Origin of the sequence: Streptomyces sp. NPDC091272 (assembly GCF_044757485.1) — a bacterium.
In the GTDB taxonomy this organism is placed as follows: Bacteria; Actinomycetota; Actinomycetes; order Streptomycetales; family Streptomycetaceae; genus Streptomyces.
This window is the reverse complement of the sequence record NZ_JBIVVC010000015.1, coordinates 1-19,669: the sequence shown is the minus strand read 5'-3', so window position 1 is coordinate 19,669 and position 19,669 is coordinate 1. Positions and strand designations below refer to the sequence as shown.

19 protein-coding genes and 1 pseudogene are annotated in these 19,669 nt (G+C 70.0%); 17 read left to right on the top strand and 3 right to left on the bottom strand.

Going from position 1 to position 19,669, the window contains the following annotated elements; translation table 11 throughout:
* Window positions 1–279 precede the first annotated feature (279 nt).
* From dop to prcA, 5 genes are all read left to right on the top strand, one after another.
* Window positions 280–1,791, top strand: a complete 1,512-nt coding sequence (gene dop, locus ACIQM4_RS30780; RefSeq protein WP_401598315.1) for a depupylase/deamidase Dop — start codon at window positions 280–282, stop codon at window positions 1,789–1,791.
* Between the two features lie 143 nt (window positions 1,792–1,934).
* Window positions 1,935–2,153: a ubiquitin-like protein Pup gene (locus ACIQM4_RS30775; RefSeq protein ID WP_345224656.1), complete on the top strand. Its 219-nt coding sequence runs from the start codon at window positions 1,935–1,937 to the stop codon at window positions 2,151–2,153.
* 17 nt (window positions 2,154–2,170) lie between these two features.
* On the top strand, window positions 2,171–2,773 hold the full coding sequence (locus tag ACIQM4_RS30770; RefSeq protein ID WP_401598314.1) for an endonuclease VII domain-containing protein: 603 nt from the start codon (window positions 2,171–2,173) through the stop codon (window positions 2,771–2,773).
* Entirely contained in the window at window positions 2,725–3,570 is an 846-nt protein-coding gene (prcB, locus tag ACIQM4_RS30765) for a proteasome subunit beta (RefSeq protein ID WP_401598312.1), read from the top strand. Before ACIQM4_RS30770 ends, prcB begins: the two co-directional genes overlap by 49 nt.
* 62 nt (window positions 3,571–3,632) lie before the next feature.
* A complete protein-coding gene (gene prcA / locus ACIQM4_RS30760) occupies window positions 3,633–4,382 on the top strand; it encodes a proteasome subunit alpha (protein ID WP_401598310.1) in 750 nt (249 codons plus the stop codon).
* Window positions 4,383–4,601: 219 nt separating this feature from the next.
* Here prcA and ACIQM4_RS30755 read toward each other — a convergent pair whose 3' ends face one another.
* Window positions 4,602–5,639, bottom strand: a complete 1,038-nt coding sequence (locus ACIQM4_RS30755) for a LacI family DNA-binding transcriptional regulator (RefSeq protein WP_401598308.1) — start codon at window positions 5,637–5,639, stop codon at window positions 4,602–4,604.
* A 134-nt stretch (window positions 5,640–5,773) separates the two neighbouring features.
* On the opposite strand from ACIQM4_RS30755, the gene ACIQM4_RS30750 reads away from it, so the two are divergent.
* The 12 genes from ACIQM4_RS30750 (at window position 5,774) to ACIQM4_RS30695 (ending at window position 18,223) form a co-directional block, all read left to right on the top strand.
* Window positions 5,774–7,051, top strand: coding sequence for an MFS transporter (locus ACIQM4_RS30750; protein ID WP_401598306.1), 1,278 nt, complete (start codon window positions 5,774–5,776; stop codon window positions 7,049–7,051).
* A 9-nt stretch (window positions 7,052–7,060) separates the two neighbouring features.
* On the top strand, window positions 7,061–8,422 hold the full coding sequence (gene pafA, locus ACIQM4_RS30745) for a Pup--protein ligase (RefSeq protein WP_401598304.1): 1,362 nt from the start codon (window positions 7,061–7,063) through the stop codon (window positions 8,420–8,422).
* Window positions 8,423–8,562: 140 nt separating this feature from the next.
* The gene (locus ACIQM4_RS30740; protein ID WP_401598302.1) at window positions 8,563–9,570 is read left to right on the top strand and encodes an FKBP-type peptidyl-prolyl cis-trans isomerase; all 1,008 of its coding nucleotides are present in this window, start codon (window positions 8,563–8,565) and stop codon (window positions 9,568–9,570) included.
* 114 nt (window positions 9,571–9,684) lie between these two features.
* A complete protein-coding gene (locus ACIQM4_RS30735; RefSeq protein WP_401598300.1) occupies window positions 9,685–10,059 on the top strand; it encodes an FKBP-type peptidyl-prolyl cis-trans isomerase in 375 nt (124 codons plus the stop codon).
* Between the two features lie 172 nt (window positions 10,060–10,231).
* Window positions 10,232–11,188: a helix-turn-helix transcriptional regulator gene (locus ACIQM4_RS30730; protein WP_401598298.1), complete on the top strand. Its 957-nt coding sequence runs from the start codon at window positions 10,232–10,234 to the stop codon at window positions 11,186–11,188.
* Between the two features lie 49 nt (window positions 11,189–11,237).
* A complete protein-coding gene (locus ACIQM4_RS30725; RefSeq protein ID WP_401598511.1) occupies window positions 11,238–12,197 on the top strand; it encodes a helix-turn-helix transcriptional regulator in 960 nt (319 codons plus the stop codon).
* A gap of 76 nt (window positions 12,198–12,273) precedes the next feature.
* Window positions 12,274–12,528 carry a hypothetical protein gene (locus tag ACIQM4_RS30720; protein WP_401598297.1) on the top strand — a complete coding sequence of 85 codons (255 nt, stop codon included), beginning with the start codon at window positions 12,274–12,276 and terminating at the stop codon, window positions 12,526–12,528.
* 71 nt (window positions 12,529–12,599) lie between these two features.
* Window positions 12,600–12,797, top strand: coding sequence for a hypothetical protein (locus ACIQM4_RS30715; RefSeq protein ID WP_401598295.1), 198 nt, complete (start codon window positions 12,600–12,602; stop codon window positions 12,795–12,797).
* 210 nt (window positions 12,798–13,007) lie between these two features.
* A complete protein-coding gene (tatA, locus tag ACIQM4_RS30710) occupies window positions 13,008–13,295 on the top strand; it encodes a Sec-independent protein translocase subunit TatA (RefSeq protein WP_401598293.1) in 288 nt (95 codons plus the stop codon).
* 119 nt (window positions 13,296–13,414) lie between these two features.
* Window positions 13,415–14,311 carry a twin-arginine translocase subunit TatC gene (tatC, locus tag ACIQM4_RS30705; RefSeq protein WP_401598509.1) on the top strand — a complete coding sequence of 299 codons (897 nt, stop codon included), beginning with the start codon at window positions 13,415–13,417 and terminating at the stop codon, window positions 14,309–14,311.
* 59 nt (window positions 14,312–14,370) lie between these two features.
* On the top strand, window positions 14,371–15,351 hold the full coding sequence (locus ACIQM4_RS30700; RefSeq protein WP_401598292.1) for a diacylglycerol kinase: 981 nt from the start codon (window positions 14,371–14,373) through the stop codon (window positions 15,349–15,351).
* 49 nt (window positions 15,352–15,400) lie between these two features.
* Complete coding sequence (locus ACIQM4_RS30695; RefSeq protein ID WP_401598291.1) at window positions 15,401–18,223, top strand: DEAD/DEAH box helicase; 2,823 nt, start codon at window positions 15,401–15,403, stop codon at window positions 18,221–18,223.
* 103 nt (window positions 18,224–18,326) lie between these two features.
* On the opposite strand, the gene ACIQM4_RS30690 is transcribed toward ACIQM4_RS30695, so the two are convergent.
* Window positions 18,327–19,322: an RluA family pseudouridine synthase gene (locus tag ACIQM4_RS30690; RefSeq protein ID WP_401598290.1), complete on the bottom strand. Its 996-nt coding sequence runs from the start codon at window positions 19,320–19,322 to the stop codon at window positions 18,327–18,329.
* A gap of 246 nt (window positions 19,323–19,568) precedes the next feature.
* Window positions 19,569–19,669, bottom strand: a pseudogene (locus tag ACIQM4_RS30685) (fasciclin domain-containing protein); the annotation flags it as partial.

Sequence of the window (19,669 nt, the reverse complement as noted above, 5' to 3'; positions counted from 1 at the left end):
GCCCGGCTGCGGATACCAGCGGACACCCCGCCCGGTATCCGCAGCCGACTGCTTTCCACGACACCCGCCACGTACCCGGCAGGAAACCACCGCACAACCCAGCCACAACACAGCAAAGACGGTATTGATCTCCCCACCAGCGCAAAGGCGTTCTAGGCTCTTGGCGTACCGCCACCGCCGGTCGCACAGTGCGGGGACGGGCACCGCACACGCACCCGAGAACGAGCGGTACTTGAGCGCCGCCCCAGGACGGGGGCAGCGCCGGGCAAGGAGGGCCGCATGACCGTACGGCGAGTAATGGGCATCGAGACGGAATACGGAATCTCCGTCCCCGGGCACCCCAACGCCAATGCCATGCTCACCTCGTCCCAGATCGTCAACGCCTACGCGGCGGCGATGCACCGGGCGCGCCGCGCCCGCTGGGACTTCGAGGAAGAGAACCCGCTGCGGGACGCACGGGGCTTTGACCTGGCCCGCGAAGCAGCCGACTCCAGCCAGCTCACCGACGAGGACATCGGCCTGGCCAACGTCATCCTGACCAACGGCGCCAGGCTCTACGTCGACCACGCACACCCCGAGTACAGCTCCCCGGAAATCACCAACCCCATGGACGCGGTCCTCTGGGACAAGGCCGGCGAGCGCATCATGGCCGAAGCCGCCGAACGCGCCGCCCAGATCCCCGGCGGCCAGCCGATCCTGCTCTACAAGAACAACACCGACAACAAGGGCGCCTCCTACGGCACGCACGAGAACTACCTGATGAAGCGGGAGACCCCCTTCTCGGACATCGTGCGCCATCTCACCCCGTTCTTCGTCTCCCGCCAGGTCATCACCGGCGCGGGACGCATCGGCATCGGCCAGGACGGACACGAGCACGGCTTCCAGATCAGCCAGCGCGCCGACTACTTCGAGGTCGAGGTCGGCCTGGAGACCACCCTCAAACGCCCCATCATCAACACCCGGGACGAACCCCACTCCGACGCCGAGAAGTACCGCAGGCTGCACGTCATCATCGGCGACGCCAACCTCTCCGAGATCTCGACGTACCTGAAACTCGGCACCACCGCCCTGGTCCTGTCGATGATCGAGGACGGCTTCATCAACGTCGACCTCGCCGTCGACCAGCCGGTACGCACCCTGCACCAGGTTTCCCACGACCCCTCGCTCCAGCATCTGCTCACGCTGCGCAGCGGCCGGTCACTGACCGCAGTACAGCTGCAGATGGAGTACTACGAGCTGGCCAGGAAGTACGTCGAGGAACGGTACGGGGCGGACGCAGACGAGCAGACCAAGGACGTCCTCACCCGGTGGGAGGACGTCCTGAACCGCCTGGAGAACGACCCGATGAGTCTGTCCGGGGAACTGGACTGGATCGCCAAGCGGGAGCTCCTGGAGGGCTACCGCCGGCGTGACAACCTCGAATGGGACGCGCCCAGGCTCCATCTGGTCGACCTCCAGTACGCGGACGTACGGCCCGACAAGGGGCTGTACAACCGTCTGGCGGCACGCGGAAAGATGAAGCGGCTGCTGGACGAGAGCGCGGTCGAGCGGGCGGAGACGAAGCCTCCGGAGGACACCAGGGCGTACTTCCGCGGCCGCTGCCTGGAGCAGTACGCGGACGACGTCGCTGCGGCCTCCTGGGACTCGGTCATCTTCGACCTGCCGGGCCGGGACTCCCTCCAGCGGGTACCGACGCTGGAGCCGCTGCGGGGCACCAGGAACCACGTCAAGGAGCTGCTGGACAGGTGCCGCACGGCGGACGAACTGGTCCGGGTGCTGTCCGGGCACTGATGCGCGGCTGAAAAGGGCGCCGAGTGGGAATCACAGAAGTACGGAAGTACGGAGCGGATGTCGGACCCCGGTTATAGGGTTCGATCAAGGGTCCGGTAAGGGACCACCAGCAAAAGCATCCAACCGAGCGGGGTGAGGTAGAGATGGCGACCAAGGACACCGGCGGCGGACAGCAGAAGGCGACACGTTCCACCGAGGAGACCGAGGAGCAGACTGCGGAGGCGCAGGGCTCGGAAGACCTCAAGGAACGCCAGGAAAAGCTTTCGGACGACGTGGACTCTGTTCTGGACGAAATCGACGACGTACTCGAGGAAAATGCCGAGGAGTTCGTTCGTGGATTTGTTCAGAAAGGTGGGCAATAGCGGGAAAAACGGACAGGGTGTCAGGGGTGGAAACGAAATACTGCCCAGGGTGTTCACGCACCCTGTCTCTTGAGTATTTCGCGGGCGACCGAAATCGACGTGATGGGCTTCAGCCTCGTTGCCGAGAATGCGTGGCGGAGTACGGTGCTCGATATTATCGGCGACGCATGGAGGCGCAGGGCAAATCGGTCCGCGAAAAAGCTGATGTCCCGCCCGGCTACAAGGAGTGCCGAGGGTGTGGCCAAGTCAAACCGCACAGCGAATGGCATCGAAATGCCACCGCCTCGGACGGACTTGCCACCCGCTGCAAACCGTGCCGGGCGGAACAGGGCCGCGCCCACCACCTCAAACGCTCCTACGGCCTGACCGAAGCCCAACGCGACGAAATGGTCGCCTCCCAGGCCGGGGTCTGCACGATCTGTCTGAAGGCTCCCGCCGTACATGTGGATCACTGCCACGAGACGGGTAGGGTCCGAGGCGTACTGTGCTTCAACTGCAATGCGGCCATCGGCCAGTTGGGAGATGATCCCGACTCCTTGCGTCGGGCCATCGCATACCTGGAGGGAAACGCGTGGAAGCCAACACTCGTAGCACCGGGCGTCTACCAGCTGCCTTCCTGACGCCCGGGTCGTCCTCGTTCATGGACTTCCTCGGTGAGCACTCGCCCGAGATGCTCCCCGGCAAGCGGGTGCTGCCGCCCGTGCAGGGCGTCGTCGAAGCGCCGCACGGGACGACCATCGTGGCCGCCTCGTTCCCGGGCGGGGTCGTCCTCGCCGGCGACCGGCGCGCGACCATGGGGAACATGATCGCCCAGCGCGACATCGAGAAGGTCTTCCCGGCCGACGAGTACTCGGCGGTCGGGATCGCGGGCACGGCCGGCCTTGCCGTGGAGATGGTGAAGCTCTTCCAGCTGGAGCTGGAGCACTTCGAGAAGGTGGAAGGCGCTCAGCTCTCGCTCGAAGGAAAGGCGAACCGCCTCTCGACCATGATCCGGTCGAATCTCGGAATGGCCATGCAGGGGCTGGCCGTGGTGCCGCTCTTCGCGGGTTATGACGTGGACCGCGACAAGGGGCGCATCTTCTCCTACGACGTCACGGGTGGCCGTTCGGAAGAGCACGGATACGCGGCCACCGGGTCGGGTTCGGTGTTCGCCCGCGGCTCGATGAAGAAGCTGTACCGGAAGGACCTGACGGAGCAGGAGACCACGACGCTGGTCATCCAGGCGCTCTACGACGCGGCGGACGACGACTCGGCGACCGGCGGTCCCGATGTGGCCCGGCGTATCTACCCGATCGTGACCGTCATCACGGAGGACGGTTTCCGGCGGCTGACGGACGACGAGTCGGCCGAACTGGCCAGGGCGATTCTGGCGAAGCGCCTGGAGCAGCCGGACGGCCCGCGGGCCGCACTGCTCTGAATTCCCCGAGCCTCCGCGGTTCTTCCATGTTTTTGCCTCTGACAGAAAGGGACGGATAGCCGGTGTCGACGCCGTTCTATGTCTCACCCCAGCAGGCCATGGCCGACCGGGCGGAATACGCCCGGAAGGGCATCGCCCGTGGACGCAGCCTCGTTGTGCTGCAGTTTGCCGACGGCATTGTCTTCGTCGGCGAGAACCCGTCCCGTGCGCTGCACAAGTTCAGCGAGATCTACGACCGGATCGGCTTCGCCGCCGCCGGCAAGTACAACGAGTACGAGAACCTGCGGATCGGTGGCGTCAGGTACGCCGATCTGCGCGGGTACACCTACGACCGCGACGATGTGACGGCGCGTGGGCTGGCGAATGTCTATGCCCAGACGCTCGGCACGATCTTCTCCAGCAACGCGGAGAAGCCGTACGAGGTGGAGTTGGTGGTCGCGGAGGTCGGCGCGGAGCCGGAGGGTGACCAGATCTACCGGTTGCCGCACGACGGGTCGATCGTGGACGAGCACGGTTCGGTCGCGGTCGGCGGCAATGCCGAGCAGATCAGCAGTTACCTGGATCAGCGCCACCGTGACGACATGAGTCTGGCGGAGGCGTTGAAGCTGGCCGTGCAGGCGTTGTCGCGGGACACGAGCGGTACGGAGCGGGAGATTCCGGCGGAGCGGCTGGAGGTGGCGGTGCTGGACCGTACGCGGCCGCAGCAACGGAAGTTCAAGCGGATCGTGGGGCGGCAGTTGTCGCGGTTGCTGGAGGCGGACGGTGACGCGTCGGCGCCGACCGAGGCGCCTTCGGACACCGAGGAGGAGTAGGCTCCCGGGTCCCTTGGCAGGCCGGCAGGTCCAGCAGGACAGTAGGCCCAGCAGGACAGTAGGCCCAGCAGGACAGCAGGACAGCAGGCCCGGCAGGACAGCAGGCCCAGTTGGCCGGCAGAGCGGGTGCAGCAGGCCCGACAGGTCCCTGAGCAGGTGCTTGAGCGGTGACGTGTGGCCCCGGAGCGCGGTGTTCGGCGCTCCGGGGCCACACGTGTGTCAGGGGTGGGCGGGGGCCGCGGTGGTGTCGCGTACGACCAGGGTGACGGGGAGGTCGGTGCTGTCCGGGGTGCGGCCTTCGAGGACGGCGAGGAGGGCGGCCATGCCGCGGTTCCCGACCTGTTCGGCGGGGAGCCGTACGGTGGTCAGTTCGGGTTCGAGGGCGGTGGCGAGGGCGAGGTCGTCGAAGCCGGTGACGGAGACGTCGTCGGGGACGCGGAGGCCCAGGCGATGCAGGGCCTTGCAGGCGCCGGCGGCCAGGATGTCGTCGTCGCAGATGAGGGCGGTGGGGCGGGGGCCCGGTGCGGTGAGGGCACGGGTGGCTGCTTCGCGGGCGCTGTGCACGTCGAGGGCGGAGCGCACGGTGCGCAGCGTGGTGCCTGGGGTGGCGCGGAGGGTTTCGGCGAGGGCCCGGGCGCGGACGTCGAAGGTCCAGGAGTCGACGGCAGACGCGAGGTGGACGAGGCGGCGATGGCCGAGTCCGAGGAGGTGGCCGGTGACGCGGTGCATGCCGTCGGCTATGTCGAGGTTGACGTGGGCGGCGGCGTCGCCGCCGGCGGGGTCGTGGGGGTCGCTGTCGAGCATGACGAGGGGGAGTCCGGTGCCGCGCAGTGCGCCGAGGGCTCCGGTGGCCATGGAGGAGGCGATGACGCCGTCGAGGGCGGTGCGGGCGGAGGCGAAGGGGTCGCGGGCGGGGCCGATGCCGTCGGGCGAGGGGTAGAGGACGACGCCGAAGCCGTGCTCGGCGGCGGTGGCGGCGGCTCCGGCGTAGACGCGGGCGAAGAACTCGTTGGTGAGGGCGGGGACGACGAGGAGGGCGGTGCGGGTGCGGCCGAGGCGGAGGCTGCGGGCGGCCTGGTTGGGGCGGTAGCCGAGGTCGGCGGCGGCGGTGCGGACGGCGGCGGCGGTGCGCGGGGAGACGCGGCCGTGCCACTTGTCGCCGAGGACGAGGGAGACGGTGGCCTGGGAGACGCCTGCCGCTCGGGCGACGTCCCGGCTGGTGGGGGTGGTGCGGGCGGGGTGGGCGGGGGTGGTCACCGGGTTCTCCGTACGTCCTGGGCCGGGGTGCGTGCGGTGGACCTCCGGTCTGTGCACATGGTACGTATGACGCCGGTAGTTATACGTAAAACCTGGGTGTGCGCGGGCGCCGCCCGGGGAGAGGGGCGGAACAGATGGCCGCGGGATACGCCGAACTGCTCAGGACGCGGCACGCCGCGCGCCTGCTGGCCGGGACGCTGGTGGGGCGGCTGCCCAACGCGACGGCGCCGATCGCGATCATGCTGTTCACGCGGGCGGAGGGCGGGAGCTACACCCTGGGCGGTGCGCTGGCCGCGGTGTACGGGGTGGCGAACGCGGTCGGTCAGCCGCTGCTAGGGCGGGCGGTCGACCTGCGGGGGCAGCCGAAGGTGCAGCTCCCGGCGGCGTTCGTGTCCGCGCTGGGGGTGCTGCTGCTGTGTCTCTCGGGGGTGGGGCACCTGCCGCTCGCGTACGCGGCGGTGGTGGTGGCGGGTCTGTTCACACCGCCTCTCGAGGGCGGGCTGCGGGCGCTGTGGCCGAGTGTGCTGGGGGACGGGGACAAGGTGCACCGGGCGTACGCGATGGACGCGGTCGCCCAGGAGGTCATGTTCACGGTCGGCCCGCTGCTGGTGACCCTGCTGGTGTCGTTGTGGTCGCCGGCCGCGGCGCTGCTGGTGATCAACGGGATCGGGGTGCTGGGGGCCCTGTCGGTGGTGGTGTCGGAGCCGTCCAGGCGGTGGCGTTCGGCGCCCCGTGAGGCGCACTGGCTGGGCGCGTTGCGTTCACCGGGTCTGCTGGCGCTGCTGGGGTCGTTCTTCTTCGTCGGGGTGGCGCTGGGTTCGATCACGGTGGCGGGCGTGGCGTACGGGGACGACCACGGTGAGCCGTGGGTGTACGGGGCGCTGATGGCGGCGCTCGGTCTGGGGGCGTTGCTGGGCGGTCTGGTCTACGGGGCGCGGCAGTGGGCGGGGGCTCCGGAGCCGCGGCTGCGGGTGATCGTGGCGTTGCTGGCGGCGGGGTACCTGCCGTTGATGCTGACGCCGGGTGTGGTGGCGATGACGGTGCTGGCGGGGGTGGCGGGGGTGTTCCTGGCGCCCGCGCTGGCGTGTGCGTTCATCGTGGTGGACCGTCATGCGCCGCGGGGGACGGTGACGGAGGCGTTCTCGTGGCTGGTGACGACGTTCGGGGTGGGGTCGGCCGTGGGCACGGGTGCGGCGGGGCCCGCGGTTGAACTCGGGGGTACGGCGGCGAGTTTCGGTGTGGCGGCGGTCGGCGGGGTGCTGGCGCTGCTGGTTCTGCTGGCGACGCGCCGGGTGCTGACGGTTCCTCCGCCTGCTGCGGAGGGCGCTTCGGCCGTAAACGCGGAGGGGGGTTCCGAAAATGATCGAATCGGTGCCGTCGAACCCGGTTTCAGCTCAGGCCATCAGGCGTAATGTTCAGACATGGACCGCCGCATTTTCGGGCTGGAGAACGAGTACGGCGTCACGTGCACGTTCAGGGGACAGCGCCGACTGTCTCCTGACGAAGTGGCGCGCTACCTCTTCCGCCGTGTTGTGTCATGGGGCCGCAGCAGCAACGTCTTCCTGCGGAACGGCGCCCGTCTGTACCTCGACGTGGGATCGCATCCGGAATACGCAACTCCCGAGTGCGACAACCTGACCGAGCTGGTCACCCACGACAAGGCCGGCGAGCGCATTCTCGAGGGCTTGCTCGTCGACGCCGAACGCCGCCTGCACGAGGAGGGGATCGCGGGCGACGTCTATCTGTTCAAGAACAACACCGACTCCGCCGGGAACTCCTACGGCTGCCACGAGAATTACCTGGTGGCCAGGCACGGGGAGTTCTCGCGGCTCGCGGACATCCTGATTCCGTTCCTGGTGACGCGCCAGTTGCTGTGCGGTGCGGGCAAGGTGCTGCAAACGCCGCGTGGTGCGGTGTACTGCGTGAGCCAGCGCGCGGAGCACATCTGGGAGGGCGTCAGTTCCGCGACGACGCGTTCCCGGCCGATCATCAACACCCGTGACGAGCCGCACGCCGACGCGGAGCGTTACCGTCGGCTGCATGTCATCGTGGGCGACTCGAACATGTCCGAGACGACCATGCTGCTGAAGGTCGGTGCCACCGATCTGGTGCTGCGCATGATCGAGGCGGGCACGGTGATGCGGGACCTGACGCTGGAGAACCCGATCCGGGCGATCCGTGAGGTCAGTCACGACATCACGGGGCAGCGCAAGGTGCGTCTGGCCAGTGGCCGGGAGGCGTCCGCGCTGGAGGTGCAGCGCGAGTACTACGAGAAGGCCGTGGACTTCGTCGACCGTCGCGGAATCCGTGAGGGCAACGTGGCGCGGGTGCTGGAGCTGTGGGGCCGTACGCTCGACGCGATCGAGGCGGAGGACCTGGACCGGATCGACACCGAGATCGACTGGGTCATGAAGTACAAGCTGATCGAGCGGTACCGGGCCAAGCACAACATGCCGATGTCGCATCCGAGGGTCGCGCAGATAGATCTCGCGTACCACGACATCCACCGGCGCCGGGGTCTTTACTACCTGCTGGAGCGTAAGGGGCAGGCGGCGCGGATCTGCAACGACCTGAAGATCTTCGAGGGCAAGTCGGTGCCTCCGCAGACGACGCGGGCGCGGCTGCGCGGTGACTTCATCCGGCGGGCGCAGGAGCAGCGGCGGGACTTCACCGTCGACTGGGTGCATCTGAAGCTGAACGACCAGGCGCAGCGCACGGTGCTGTGCAAGGACCCGTTCCGGTCGGTGGACGACCGGGTGGAGAAGCTGATCGCGGGGATGTAGCGGCAGGTGTGAGTGAGGTGTGCGGCTGTGCGCCGGGGTGTTTTCGCTCCGGCGCACAGCCGTGTCGGTGCTCGTGGTGCTGCCGGGGCCAGGTCGTAGAGTGGCGGGACTGCCCGCACCCCCTATCGCGAGTTGGACTGATGATTCCCACAAAGACTGCCCGCCTTGCCGCTGCGGCGCTGGTTGTGCCCGCTCTGTTCCTGACTGCTGCCTGCGGGGGCGATTCCAAGGACGACGGGTCGAAGACGGCGTCGCCCGAGGCGACCGCCAAGGTGTCCGGGAAGTTCGGGGACCAGCCGACGATCGAGATCGCGAAGGGTGCGAAGGCGCCTGCGAAGGTGCAGGTGAAGACCCTCAGCGCCGGTACGGGCGCGGAGGTGAAGAAGACCGACTACGTGCGTCTGGACGTGGCGGGCAAGACGACCAAGGGTACGGATCTCGGTTCGACCTGGGCCAAGCAGAAGGGTGCGGATCCCAAGGCGCCGCGTACGCAGGTGGTGCAGGATCTGGCGCAGCCCAGCCAGCTGCCCCCCAAGGTGCTGGAGGGCCTGGTCGGCAAGAAGGTCGGCAGCCGGGTCGAGGTCGACGGGGCCGCCAAGGAGCTGGTCGGTCAGCTGAACCCGCAGATGGGCATCGCCCCCGAGGACGGTCTGGTGTGGGTGCTGGACATCGTCGCGGCCAAGACCTACGACAAGAAGTCCGGGGCCAAGGGTGAGCAGGCGGCTTCCGCTGAGGGCATGCCCGAGGTGAAGGCACAGGGCCCGAAGGCCGCGACGATCACCGTTCCGAAGGGTGAGAAGCCGCCGAAGGAGCTCAAGGAGCAGGTGCTGATCAAGGGCTCGGGCGACGAGGTGAAGGCCGGCCAGGGCCTGGTGGCCCAGTACACGGGTGTGAAGTGGGAGGACGGCAAGAAGTTCGACTCCTCCTGGGACCACGGTGGCGCCACGACGTTCCCGATCGGCGTGGGTGGCGTCATTCCCGGCTGGGACAAGGGTCTGGTCGGCAAGCACATCGGTGACCGGGTGCTGCTGGTGATCCCGCCGGAGCTGGCGTACGGCGGCAACAAGGACCAGGAGGCCCAGCAGCCTCCGCACGAGCTGGCCAAGAACAACCTGGTCTTCGTCGTGGACATCGTCGGCGCCGTCTGATTTCCACCTCTGTTCGATTCCCGGTGGCGGGTCGGCCTTTCGTGGACGGCTCTTTTCCGGTCCGTGCGAGACTGTTGCGGTTGTCCGGAAGATTCGTGTTGTAGGAGCGATTCAGTGAGCATCGAGAAGCCCGAGATCGACTTTCCCGAGGGTGGAGTCCCCGCGGACCTTGAGGTCAAGGACATCTGGGAGGGTGACGGCGCCGTCGCCAAGGCCGGTGACTTCGTGAAGGTGCACTACGTGGGTGTGGCCTTCTCCACCGGTGAGGAGTTCGACGCCTCGTGGAACCGCGGGAACCCGCTGGAGTTCCAGCTCGGTGCCGGTCAGGTCATCGCGGGCTGGGACCGGGGCGTGCAGGGCATGAAGGTCGGCGGTCGCCGTCGGCTGACCATCCCCGCGCACCTGGCGTACGGCGACCGCGGCGCCGGCGGCGGAGCGATCGCCCCGGGCGAGACGCTGATCTTCGTCTGCGACCTGGTGTCCGTCTGATCACGTCTTGTGCCGGCACGCGCACGCGCGTGCGGTGACAGAGGGCTCCCGCCCGGCCGGCGGGGGCCCTCTGCTGTTGCCCTCGGCTTTTGCCGCGACACCCCGGGGCGGTACGGTCGAGGGTCGTAGCGCCGGGTCAGTTCACGGCGCACTCCGGGATGAGAGGGCGTCGATGGCGATTGCCAAGGCCGAGCGTTTGATGAACCTGGCGCTGTGCCTGCTGGGAACCCGGCGCCCGCTCAGCAAGCGTGAGTTGAAGGCGTCCATCGAGGCCTATCTGGAGGCGGGCAGCGAGGAGTCCTTCAACCGGATGTTCGAGCGCGACAAGGACGATCTGCGCGAGCTCGGTCTGGTCATCGAGACCGTGGAGAACCTGGACGGCGACGCGGGTTACCTGGCGCGCCGGGACAGCAACCGGCTGCCCGCGATCACGTTGGACGCGGAGGAGGCCGCCGCTCTGGGGCTCGCTGCGAAGGTGTGGCAGCAGGCCCGTCTCGCGGGCGCGGCCAGTGGTGCGCTGCAGAAGCTGCGGGCGGCCGGGATGCCGGAGGCGGACGATCCGTACGCGACGCAGCACAGTGCGCTGGAGCCGCGGATCCCGGTGCACGAGGCGGCGTTCGAGCCGTTGATGCTCGCCTGTCGGGACCGGCGGCCTGTCGTGTTCGACTACCGCAAGGCGACCGCAGCCCGTCCGGAGAGCCGGCAGGTGGAGCCCTGGACGCTGGAGTGCTGGCGCGGCCACTGGTACCTGGCGGGCTGGGACCGTGACCGGGGGGCCGAGCGGGTGTTCCGGCTGTCGCGGATCACGGGCAAGGTGCGTTCACGGGCGGGGGCCTTCACCGCCGAGGTGCCGGACGTGGTGACGGTACGGGAGACGGTGGAGAGCTGGGCGGGGGAGACCGCGACCCGCAGCGCGCTGATCAAGCTGCGGGCGGGGTCGGGTTATCCGCTGCGGTCGCGTGCGAGCGCCGTGCGGGAACTGGGTGACGGGTGGGACGAGTTGGCGATTCCGTACGGGCACGGCCTCGATGCCTGGCTGGTCGAGTTCGGCCCGGACGTGGTGGTGCTGGAGCCCGCTGATCTGCGGGCGGACGTCGTGGACCGGCTGCGCGCCGTGGCCAAGGGCTGAGGGGCGGGACAGGGCTGTGGCGACCAATGCCATCGACCAGACGCGGCGGATGCTGTCGCTGGTGACGTATTTGCGGGAGCGGCCCGGCGCGCACGTGGACGACGTGGCGCGGGCCTTCGGGATCACCCAGGACGAGCTGATCTCGGACCTGGACGTGCTGCCGATGTGCGGGACCAGTTTCCGGGGCGGTGACCTGCTCGACATCGACACCGACGGCGAGCGGATCTGGTGGCGCAACCCGGATGCCTCCGGCGCGAGTACGGCGGAGCCGTTGAGGCTGGCGGCCGACGAGGCGACCGCGCTGCTCGTGGCGGCCCGTGCGGTCTCCACGCTGCCGGGGCTGCGCGAGGGCGACCGGCAGGCGCTGCTGCGGGCGACGGCGAAGCTGGAGGCGGCGGCCGGGGAGGCTGCGGGTGCCAGCTCGCGGCTCTCGGTGACCTTCGAGTCCGAGGGCGGGGTCTTCGCGGAGGTGGACCGGGCGATCTCGGAGCGGCGCCGGCTGTGGCTGCGGTACTACTCGCCTGCGCGTGACGAGCTGACCGAGCGCGAGGTGGACCCGATCCGGCTGTTCGCGGTGGGTCACACGTACATGGAGGCGTGGTGCCGTACGTCCGAGGCGCGGCGCACCTTCCGGCTGGACCGGGTCGCCGAGATCAGGCTGCTCGACGAGCCGTCGGCGCCGCCGGAGATCGAGCTGCGGGACCTCTCGGAGGGGTTGGTGCACCCTGCGGCTGAGGATCCCGAGGTGGTGGTCGAGGTGGGGCCCGGCGGGCGTTGGGTCGCCGAGTACTACCCGCACGACAGCGCCGAGGAGCTGCCGGACGGCGGGCTGCGGGTGACGCTGCGCACCCCGGACCCCACTTCGCTGCGGCGGCTGGCGCTGCGGCTCGGCAGGGAGGGCAGGATCGTGTCGCCGGTGGGGCTGGCGGTCAGTGCGCGGGAGGCGGCGCGCGAGGCCTTGGCGGCGTACGAGCGGGAGCCGGCCGAGGGGCCGGGCGCTCTCGCGTAACGGGCTCCTTGGCAGCGGTGGCAGACGGCAGTGTGTGTGATGGCAGTGGTGGTCCGAGCACGAGGAGAGCTGTGACATGTCGGTGATGTCAGGTTGTGCGGGTCCGGTGGAGGCGGTCCTTTTCAAGGCGGCCTGTCCGGAGTGCCGGGCCCGCTTCGAGCTGGCCGCGGGTGCGCTGCGGCTGGCGATCGGCGGCAGCCGTCGTACCACCTTCTACTCCTTCACCTGCCCGGAGTGCGGCGACGCCGTCCGCAAGCCGGCCGGGGAACGGATCGTGGAACTCTTGACCCGTGGTGGAGTCCGCACCCTGCGGCTGCACACCGCCCGGTGACAGGGGCCGTGCCCGGGGCTGCACACCGCCCGGTGACAGGGACCGTGCCCGCGACCCCTTAGGCTCTGCCCATGTTCTGGCCCATGCTCGCCATCGCCCTCGGTTTCCTCGGACTCGCCGTGCTCGGCGTCCTGGCGGTCCGGGTCTTCACCGAGCTACGGCGCCTGAGTGCGCAGGTCGCCGAGTCCTCGCGGCGCATCGGCGTCGCGGCCGGGGAGCTGGAGCGGTCGGCCGACGGCCTGGCGCGGACCGGCGGGGCCCTGCGCTGACGGCGCCGGTCTCCACCGGCGCCGACCGGAGCGGTAGGCTCGAAGGAGGCGGCCCCGAGCGAGGCGGCGGGCCGCAACCGGAGGTACGCACAAGCATTGCCCTGCGTTTACCCCTACGGGTTACGATCGCTGCCAAGCGCGGCGACCGGACAGGTGTCCGGCCGGTCGGGCAACCAGACTCCGTCGCCTCGGTGAAGAAGGTAAACAGCTATGGGTAGGCTCGGCCCCACCGAAATCATCCTCATCATCCTGGTCATCGTCCTGCTCTTCGGTGCCAAGAAACTGCCCGACATGGCCCGCTCGCTGGGCAAGTCCGCCCGCATCCTCAAGAGCGAGGCCAAGGCGATGAAGAAGGACGACCCGGACACCGCGGCCCCCGCGGACCCGCCGGTTCCGGGCACCGCCCAGGACGTGACGGCCCCCCGCACCATCAAGGCGGCTCCCGGCGACGTGACCAGCTCGCGTCCCGTCACCGAGCCGACCGACACCAAGCGCTGACCCCGGGACCGTCGTTCACGACCGGTGCAGCACCTGAACCGGTGACCGCCCGCCGCACGAGATGAGGACGTGGGTTGCTCAAGTCTGCCCGCAAGCAGGAGAAGGACCCCGAGGGACGGATGCCCCTCATCGAGCACCTGCGCGAGCTCCGCAACCGGCTCGCCAAGGGCGTGCTCGCGATTCTGGCGGTCACCATCGTGGCCCTGGTCTACAGCCAGGACCTGATGCAGTTCATCACCAAGTCGGTGCCCAAGTGCGGGCCCGGCATGACGAGCGACGGCGGAAACTGCGCCATCGTCTCGTTCAACACCCTGATGGCACCCTTCAGCGTGACCATCCAGCTCAGCCTCACCGCGGGTCTGGTGGTGTCCAGCCCGGTCTGGCTGTACCAGCTGTGGGCCTTCGTCGCCCCGGGACTGCACCGCAACGAGAAGAAGTACACCTACGCCTTCGTCGGCGCGGCCGTACCGCTCTTCGCGATGGGTGCCTACCTCGCCTACATGATCCTTCCCGTCAGCGTGAAGGTGCTGATCAGCCTCACGCCGGAAGGCTCCGCGAACATCCTCTCGCTCGGTGACGTCCTCGACTTCACCCTGCGCATGGTGCTGGTGTTCGGTCTCGCCTTCGAACTCCCGCTGGTGCTGGTCATGCTGAACCTGACCGGTGTGCTGAGCGGAAAGACGATGGTCAAGTGGTGGCGCGCGGTCATCATGGGCGTCTTCGTCTTCGGAGCGGTGATCACCCCGACGACCGACCCGGTGGGCATGCTGGCCCTCTCCGGACCGATCGTCGTCCTCTACTTCCTCGCCGTCGGCTTCTCCCTGCTGAACGACAGGCGGCGCCGGCGCAACAACCCGGACGCCGACCTCGACGACGACGAGGCGTCCCACCTGGACCTCACGCCCGAACCCCTGGGCCACGAGGTCGAACCGGTGGCCGCCTCACGGATGCTGCCGGAGCAGGCGGGCGCCAAGGGCGGCCCGAAGCAGCTGAACGGCTACGACGACATCACCTGATCCTGGACGACATCACGTGACCTTGTAGGGTCCCCCGGACGGAGACGGGGGGCCCTCACATGAGCAGAGCGACCGGCGGAGCAGCGAACGGCGCCGGGGCCGGCGGCGGGACCGGCCCCGGGACCGCGATCACGTTGCTCGTCAATCCCACCGCGGGCCGCGGCCGGGGCGCGCGGGCCGCGCAGCCGGCCGCCGCCGCGTTGCGGGAGGCCGGCCTCTCCGTGCGCACGGTGCTCGGCGCCGACGCCCAGGACGCGCTGCGCCGGGCCAGGGAGGCGGTCGGCGCGGGGACCGGGGCACTGGTCGCCGTGGGCGGCGACGGCGTGGTCAACCTGGCGCTGCAGGCCGTCGCGGGCACCGCCACCCCGCTCGGGGTCGTCGCGGTGGGCACCGGCAACGACTTCGCGCGACAGCTCGGCCTCCCGGTGCGGGACCCGCGCGCGGCCGGCCGGCTGGCCGCGGCGGCGCTCCTCGCCGGCCGGGCCAGGACCGTGGACCTGGGCCGGGCCGGCGGCCGGTGGTTCGGCGGGGTGCTGGCCTCCGGGTTCGACTCCCGGGTCAACGACCGCGGCAACCGGATGCGGCTGCCCGCCGGGCGCTTCAAGTACGACCTGGCGATCCTCGCCGAACTCGCCTCCTTCGAGCCGGTCGCCTACCGGATGCGCCTCGACGCGGGGCCCGTGCGGGAGATCGCCGCCACGCTCGTCGCCGTCGGCAACGCGACCTCGTACGGCGGCGGGATGAGGATCTGCGCGGACGCCCGCATCGACGACGGACTGCTCGACGTGACGGTGGTCGGCGACTGCTCCCGTACGACCCTGGTCCGCGTCTTCCCCAAGGTGTACCGGGGGACGCATCTCGGCCACCCGGCTGTCAGCACCTACCGGGCCAGGGCGGTCGAGCTGTCCGCGGCGGGGATCACGGCGTACGCCGACGGGGAACCGCTGGGAGCACTGCCGCTGACCGTGCGGTGCGTGCCGGGGGCGGTGCGGGTACTGGCGCCGCAGGAGCCCCGGTCCGGGGCCGAGTCCCACGGGTGAACAAAGATCGGGCTGACTGTCACAGGTGGCGGGTAGGCTCGAAGACAAGATGACAGAGGACCTCTCACCAGCCGAGCGATACGCCGCCTCCCGGATCCGCGCCGCCGAGGAGGCCACCGCGCTCTCCCCCTTCCGCGCCATGTACGAGTTCGACCTGGACCCGTTCCAGATCGAGGCCTGCCAGGCGCTGGAGGCGGGCAAGGGCGTACTGGTCGCGGCACCCACCGGCTCGGGCAAGACGATCGTCGGCGAGTTCGCCGTGCACCTCGCCCTGACCCAGGGCGGCAAATGCTTCTACACCACGCCCATCAAGGCACTGTCCAACCAGAAGTTCCAGGACCTCGTGCGGCGTTACGGCGCCGACAAGGTCGGGCTGCTGACGGGTGACAACAGCGTCAACGCGGACGCGCCCGTGGTCGTCATGACCACCGAGGTGCTGCGCAACATGCTCTACGCGGGCTCGCAGTCCCTGCTCGGCCTCGCATACGTGGTGATGGACGAGGTGCACTACCTCTCCGACCGCTTCCGCGGAGCGGTGTGGGAGGAGGTGATCATCCACCTGCCCGAGTCGGTGACCCTGGTGTCGCTCTCGGCCACCGTCTCCAACGCGGAGGAGTTCGGCGACTGGCTCGACACGGTGCGCGGCGACACCGCCGTCATCGTCTCCGAGCACCGCCCCGTGCCGCTGTGGCAGCACGTGCTGGCCGGCCGCAAGATGTACGACCTCTTCGAGGAGTCCGACGACGGCCGCGGCGGTCGCCGCGAGGTCAATCCCGACCTGCTGCGGATGGCCCGCCTGGAGAACCAGAAGACGTACAACCCGCGCGACCGGCGCCGGGGCAAGACGGTCCGCGAGGCCGACCGGGAGCGTGAGCGCCGCCAGCGCATCCGCATCTGGACACCGAGCCGCGCCGAGGTCATCGAGCGGCTCGACTCCGCGGGGCTGCTGCCCGCGATCACCTTCATCTTCAGCAGGGCCGGCTGTGAGGCCGCCGTCCAGCAGTGCCTCTACGCGGGACTGCGGCTCAACGACGAGGACGCCCGCCGGCAGGTGCGCGAGATCGTGGAGGAGCGCACCGCCGCCATCCCCGGCGAGGACCTGCACGTCCTCGGGTACTACGAGTGGCTCGAGGGCCTGGAGCGGGGCATCGCCGCACACCACGCGGGGATGCTGCCGACCTTCAAGGAGGTCGTCGAGGAGCTGTTCGTACGGGGCCTGGTGAAGGCCGTCTTCGCGACGGAGACCCTCGCGCTGGGCATCAACATGCCCGCCAGGTCCGTGGTCCTGGAGAAGCTCGTCAAGTGGAACGGCGAACAGCACGCCGACATCACCCCCGGCGAGTACACCCAGCTCACCGGCCGTGCCGGACGGCGCGGCATCGACGTCGAGGGTCACGCGGCGGTGCTCTGGCAGCGCGGCATGGACCCGGGCGCGCTCGCCGGGCTGGCGGGCACCCGCACCTATCCGCTGCGCTCCAGCTTCCGGCCGTCGTACAACATGGCGGTCAACCTGGTCCAGCAGTTCGGCCGGCACCGCTCTCGGGAGCTCCTGGAGACGTCCTTCGCCCAGTTCCAGGCGGACAGGTCGGTCGTCGGGATCTCCAAGCAGGTCCAGAAGAACGAGGAGGGACTGGCGGGCTACCAGCAGGGCATGACCTGTCACCTCGGGGACTTCACCGAGTACGCGGCGCTGCGCCGCGACCTCAAGGACCGCGAGACGGACCTGGCGAAGCAGGGCGCCGCCCAGCGCCGGGTGGCGGCGGCCGACTCGCTGGAGAAGCTCAAGATCGGCGACGTCATCCATGTGCCGACGGGGAAGTTCGCGGGCCTGGCACTGGTGCTCGACCCGGGAGTCCCGGCGGGCCGCACCAACGGGTACCACCGCGGCTTCGAGCAGCACGACGGGCCGCGCCCCCTGGTGCTGACCGCCGAGCGGCAGGTGAAGCGGCTCGCGGGCATCGACTTCCCGGTGCCGGTGGAGGCACTGGAGCGGATGCGCATCCCGAAGTCCTTCAACCCGCGCTCCCCGCAGTCGCGGCGCGACCTGGCGGCCCAACTGCGTTCCAAGGCCGGGCACATCGCGCCCGAGCGGCACCGTAAGGGACGCGCGGAGGCCGCCGACGACCGGGAGATCGCCCGGCTGCGGGCCGCGCTGCGCGCACACCCGTGCCACGGCTGCGACGAGCGCGAGGACCACGCCCGCTGGGCGGAACGGTACTACCGGCTCCAGCGCGACACCCGGCAGCTGGAGAACCGGATCGAGGGGCGGACCAACACCATCGCCCGTACCTTCGACCGGATCTACGCCCTGCTGACCGAGCTGGACTACCTGCGCGGTGACGAGGCGACCGACCACGGCAAGCGGCTGGCCAGGCTGTACGGCGAGCTGGACCTGCTGGCGTCGGAGTGCCTGCGGGCGGGCGTCTGGGAGGACCTGAACCCCGCCGAACTGGCCGCGTGCGTCTCGGCGTTGGTGTACGAGGCACGGCAGTCCGACGACGCGGTCGCGCCGAAGGTCCCGGCGGGCGCGGCCAAGGACGCGCTCGGGGAGATGGTACGGATCTGGGGCCGGCTCGACGCCCTGGAGGAGGACCACAAGATCAACCAGGCGGAGGGGGTCGGCCAGCGTGAGCCGGATCTCGGCTTCGCCTGGGCGGTCCACATGTGGGCCTCCGGCCGGAACCTCGACGAGGTGCTGCGCGAGGCGGAGATGCCGGCCGGTGACTTCGTGCGCTGGTGCAAGCAGGTGATCGACGTGCTCGGCCAGGTGGCCGCAGCGGCTCCCCGGGAGAACAGCACGGTCACCAAGAACGCCCGGAAGGCCGTGGACGCGGTCCGCAGGGGAGTGGTGGCGTACAGCTCGGTGGGGTGAGTGGCGGCAACTCGGCGGGGTGAGCGGTCGGTGCTCGGTGGGCCGCTCACCCGCTACGAGGGCTCCGGGCCCCGGTCGGACACTGTCCTGGCCGGGGCCTTCGTCATGCCGGGGCGGCCCAGCCGTCGGGGTCGTCCCAGGCCTGGAGGGTGCGGCGGCTCTCGAAGCGGCGCTGCGCACCGGTCAGCGGGTCGGTGAACTCCAGGGAGCGGGCCAGGAGTTGGAGCGGCCTGCTGAAGTCGTCAGGGGCCGGGTCGGTGAGGTACGGGAAGTACGGGTCGCCGAGGAGCGGCAGGCCGACGGCGTTCATGTGGACGCGGAGCTGGTGGGTGCGGCCGGTGTGCGGGGTGAGCCGGTAGCGGGCCAGGTCCGCGCGGTGCTCGACCAGTTCGATGCGGCTCTCGCTGTTGGGCTCGCCCGGTACCTCGCGGGCGGCGACGACGCCGGACGTCTTCTCGATGCGGCTGCGGACCGTACGGGGAAGGGCGAGTGCGGGGTCGTACGGGGCCAGCGCCTCGTACTCCTTGCTGATCCGGCGGTCCCTGAAGAGGTTCTGGTACGCGCCGCGCACCTCCGGGCGCACGGTGAACAGCACCACCCCCGCGGTGAGCCGGTCCAGGCGGTGCGCCGGACTCAGGGCGGGCAGGCCCAGCTCGTGTCGGAGCCGGGCGAGCGCGGTCTGGGTGAGGTGGCGGCCGCGGGGAGTGGTGGCCAGGAAGTGCGGCTTGTCGGCCACCAGGATGTTCTCGTCGCGGTGCAGCACGGCGAGCGGAAAGGGCACCGTGACCTCCGCGGGCGGCTCGCGGTGGAACCAGACTTCGAGGCCCGGCGAGTACGGCGCGTCCGGGGCGAGCGGAACACCGTCGGCCGTGACGAACGCCCCCGCCCCGAGCATCCGGTCCACGACACCGGGCCCGGCCGCGGAGAGCCGCGCGAGGAGGTGGGCACGGGCGGTGGGCGGGGACTGCGGTGCGCGGGCCGGGGCCCCGGCGCCCTCGCCGGTCGCGACGGGCGGGAACACCAGACGTACGGGATCGATGCCCAGGCGCTGGGGGAGGGGCGCAGGGGTGTGCCTGCGGGAGCGGGGTCTTCGGTTCATGTCGGGTCAAGCGTACGGACGCGCGGACACGAGCTGTCCCGGAGCATGCGACGACGCGCCCCCGAGGGAGTCAGGGGGCGCGTCGAAGGCGTCGCGGACACCGTGCGCGGCGGTTCGCCCACACGCGCCGTGTGGGGGAGCCCGCAGGCCCGCCACGCAGGCAGCCGGTCACGGCCATGGACGGCCGTGGCCGGCTGCCGGACCGGCCGCCGGGGGTGTCGTACGAGGCGGCCGGCCGGAGGGTCGTCAGGCCTTCGGCATGAGGACGGTGTCGACGATGTAGACGGTGGCGTTGGCGGTCGGGACGTTGCCGCAGACCACGTTGGAGGTGTCGTTGACCTTGTAGG

What these genes read in the sequence shown, in the direction of transcription:
- dop (WP_401598315.1), top strand. Translation starts at nt 280, where the DNA reads ATGACCGTACGGCGAGTAATGGGCATCGAGACGGAATACGGAATCTCC.
- ACIQM4_RS30775 (WP_345224656.1), top strand. Translation starts at nt 1,935, where the DNA reads ATGGCGACCAAGGACACCGGCGGCGGACAGCAGAAGGCGACACGTTCC.
- ACIQM4_RS30750 (WP_401598306.1), top strand. Translation starts at nt 5,774, where the DNA reads ATGGCCGCGGGATACGCCGAACTGCTCAGGACGCGGCACGCCGCGCGC.
- pafA (WP_401598304.1), top strand. Translation starts at nt 7,061, where the DNA reads ATGGACCGCCGCATTTTCGGGCTGGAGAACGAGTACGGCGTCACGTGC.
- ACIQM4_RS30740 (WP_401598302.1), top strand. Translation starts at nt 8,563, where the DNA reads ATGATTCCCACAAAGACTGCCCGCCTTGCCGCTGCGGCGCTGGTTGTG.
- ACIQM4_RS30730 (WP_401598298.1), top strand. Translation starts at nt 10,232, where the DNA reads ATGGCGATTGCCAAGGCCGAGCGTTTGATGAACCTGGCGCTGTGCCTG.
- ACIQM4_RS30725 (WP_401598511.1), top strand. Translation starts at nt 11,238, where the DNA reads ATGCTGTCGCTGGTGACGTATTTGCGGGAGCGGCCCGGCGCGCACGTG.
- ACIQM4_RS30720 (WP_401598297.1), top strand. Translation starts at nt 12,274, where the DNA reads ATGTCGGTGATGTCAGGTTGTGCGGGTCCGGTGGAGGCGGTCCTTTTC.
- ACIQM4_RS30715 (WP_401598295.1), top strand. Translation starts at nt 12,600, where the DNA reads ATGTTCTGGCCCATGCTCGCCATCGCCCTCGGTTTCCTCGGACTCGCC.
- tatA (WP_401598293.1), top strand. Translation starts at nt 13,008, where the DNA reads ATGGGTAGGCTCGGCCCCACCGAAATCATCCTCATCATCCTGGTCATC.
- tatC (WP_401598509.1), top strand. Translation starts at nt 13,415, where the DNA reads ATGCCCCTCATCGAGCACCTGCGCGAGCTCCGCAACCGGCTCGCCAAG.
- ACIQM4_RS30700 (WP_401598292.1), top strand. Translation starts at nt 14,371, where the DNA reads ATGAGCAGAGCGACCGGCGGAGCAGCGAACGGCGCCGGGGCCGGCGGC.
- ACIQM4_RS30695 (WP_401598291.1), top strand. Translation starts at nt 15,401, where the DNA reads ATGACAGAGGACCTCTCACCAGCCGAGCGATACGCCGCCTCCCGGATC.
- ACIQM4_RS30690 (WP_401598290.1), bottom strand. Translation starts at nt 19,322, where the DNA reads ATGAACCGAAGACCCCGCTCCCGCAGGCACACCCCTGCGCCCCTCCCC.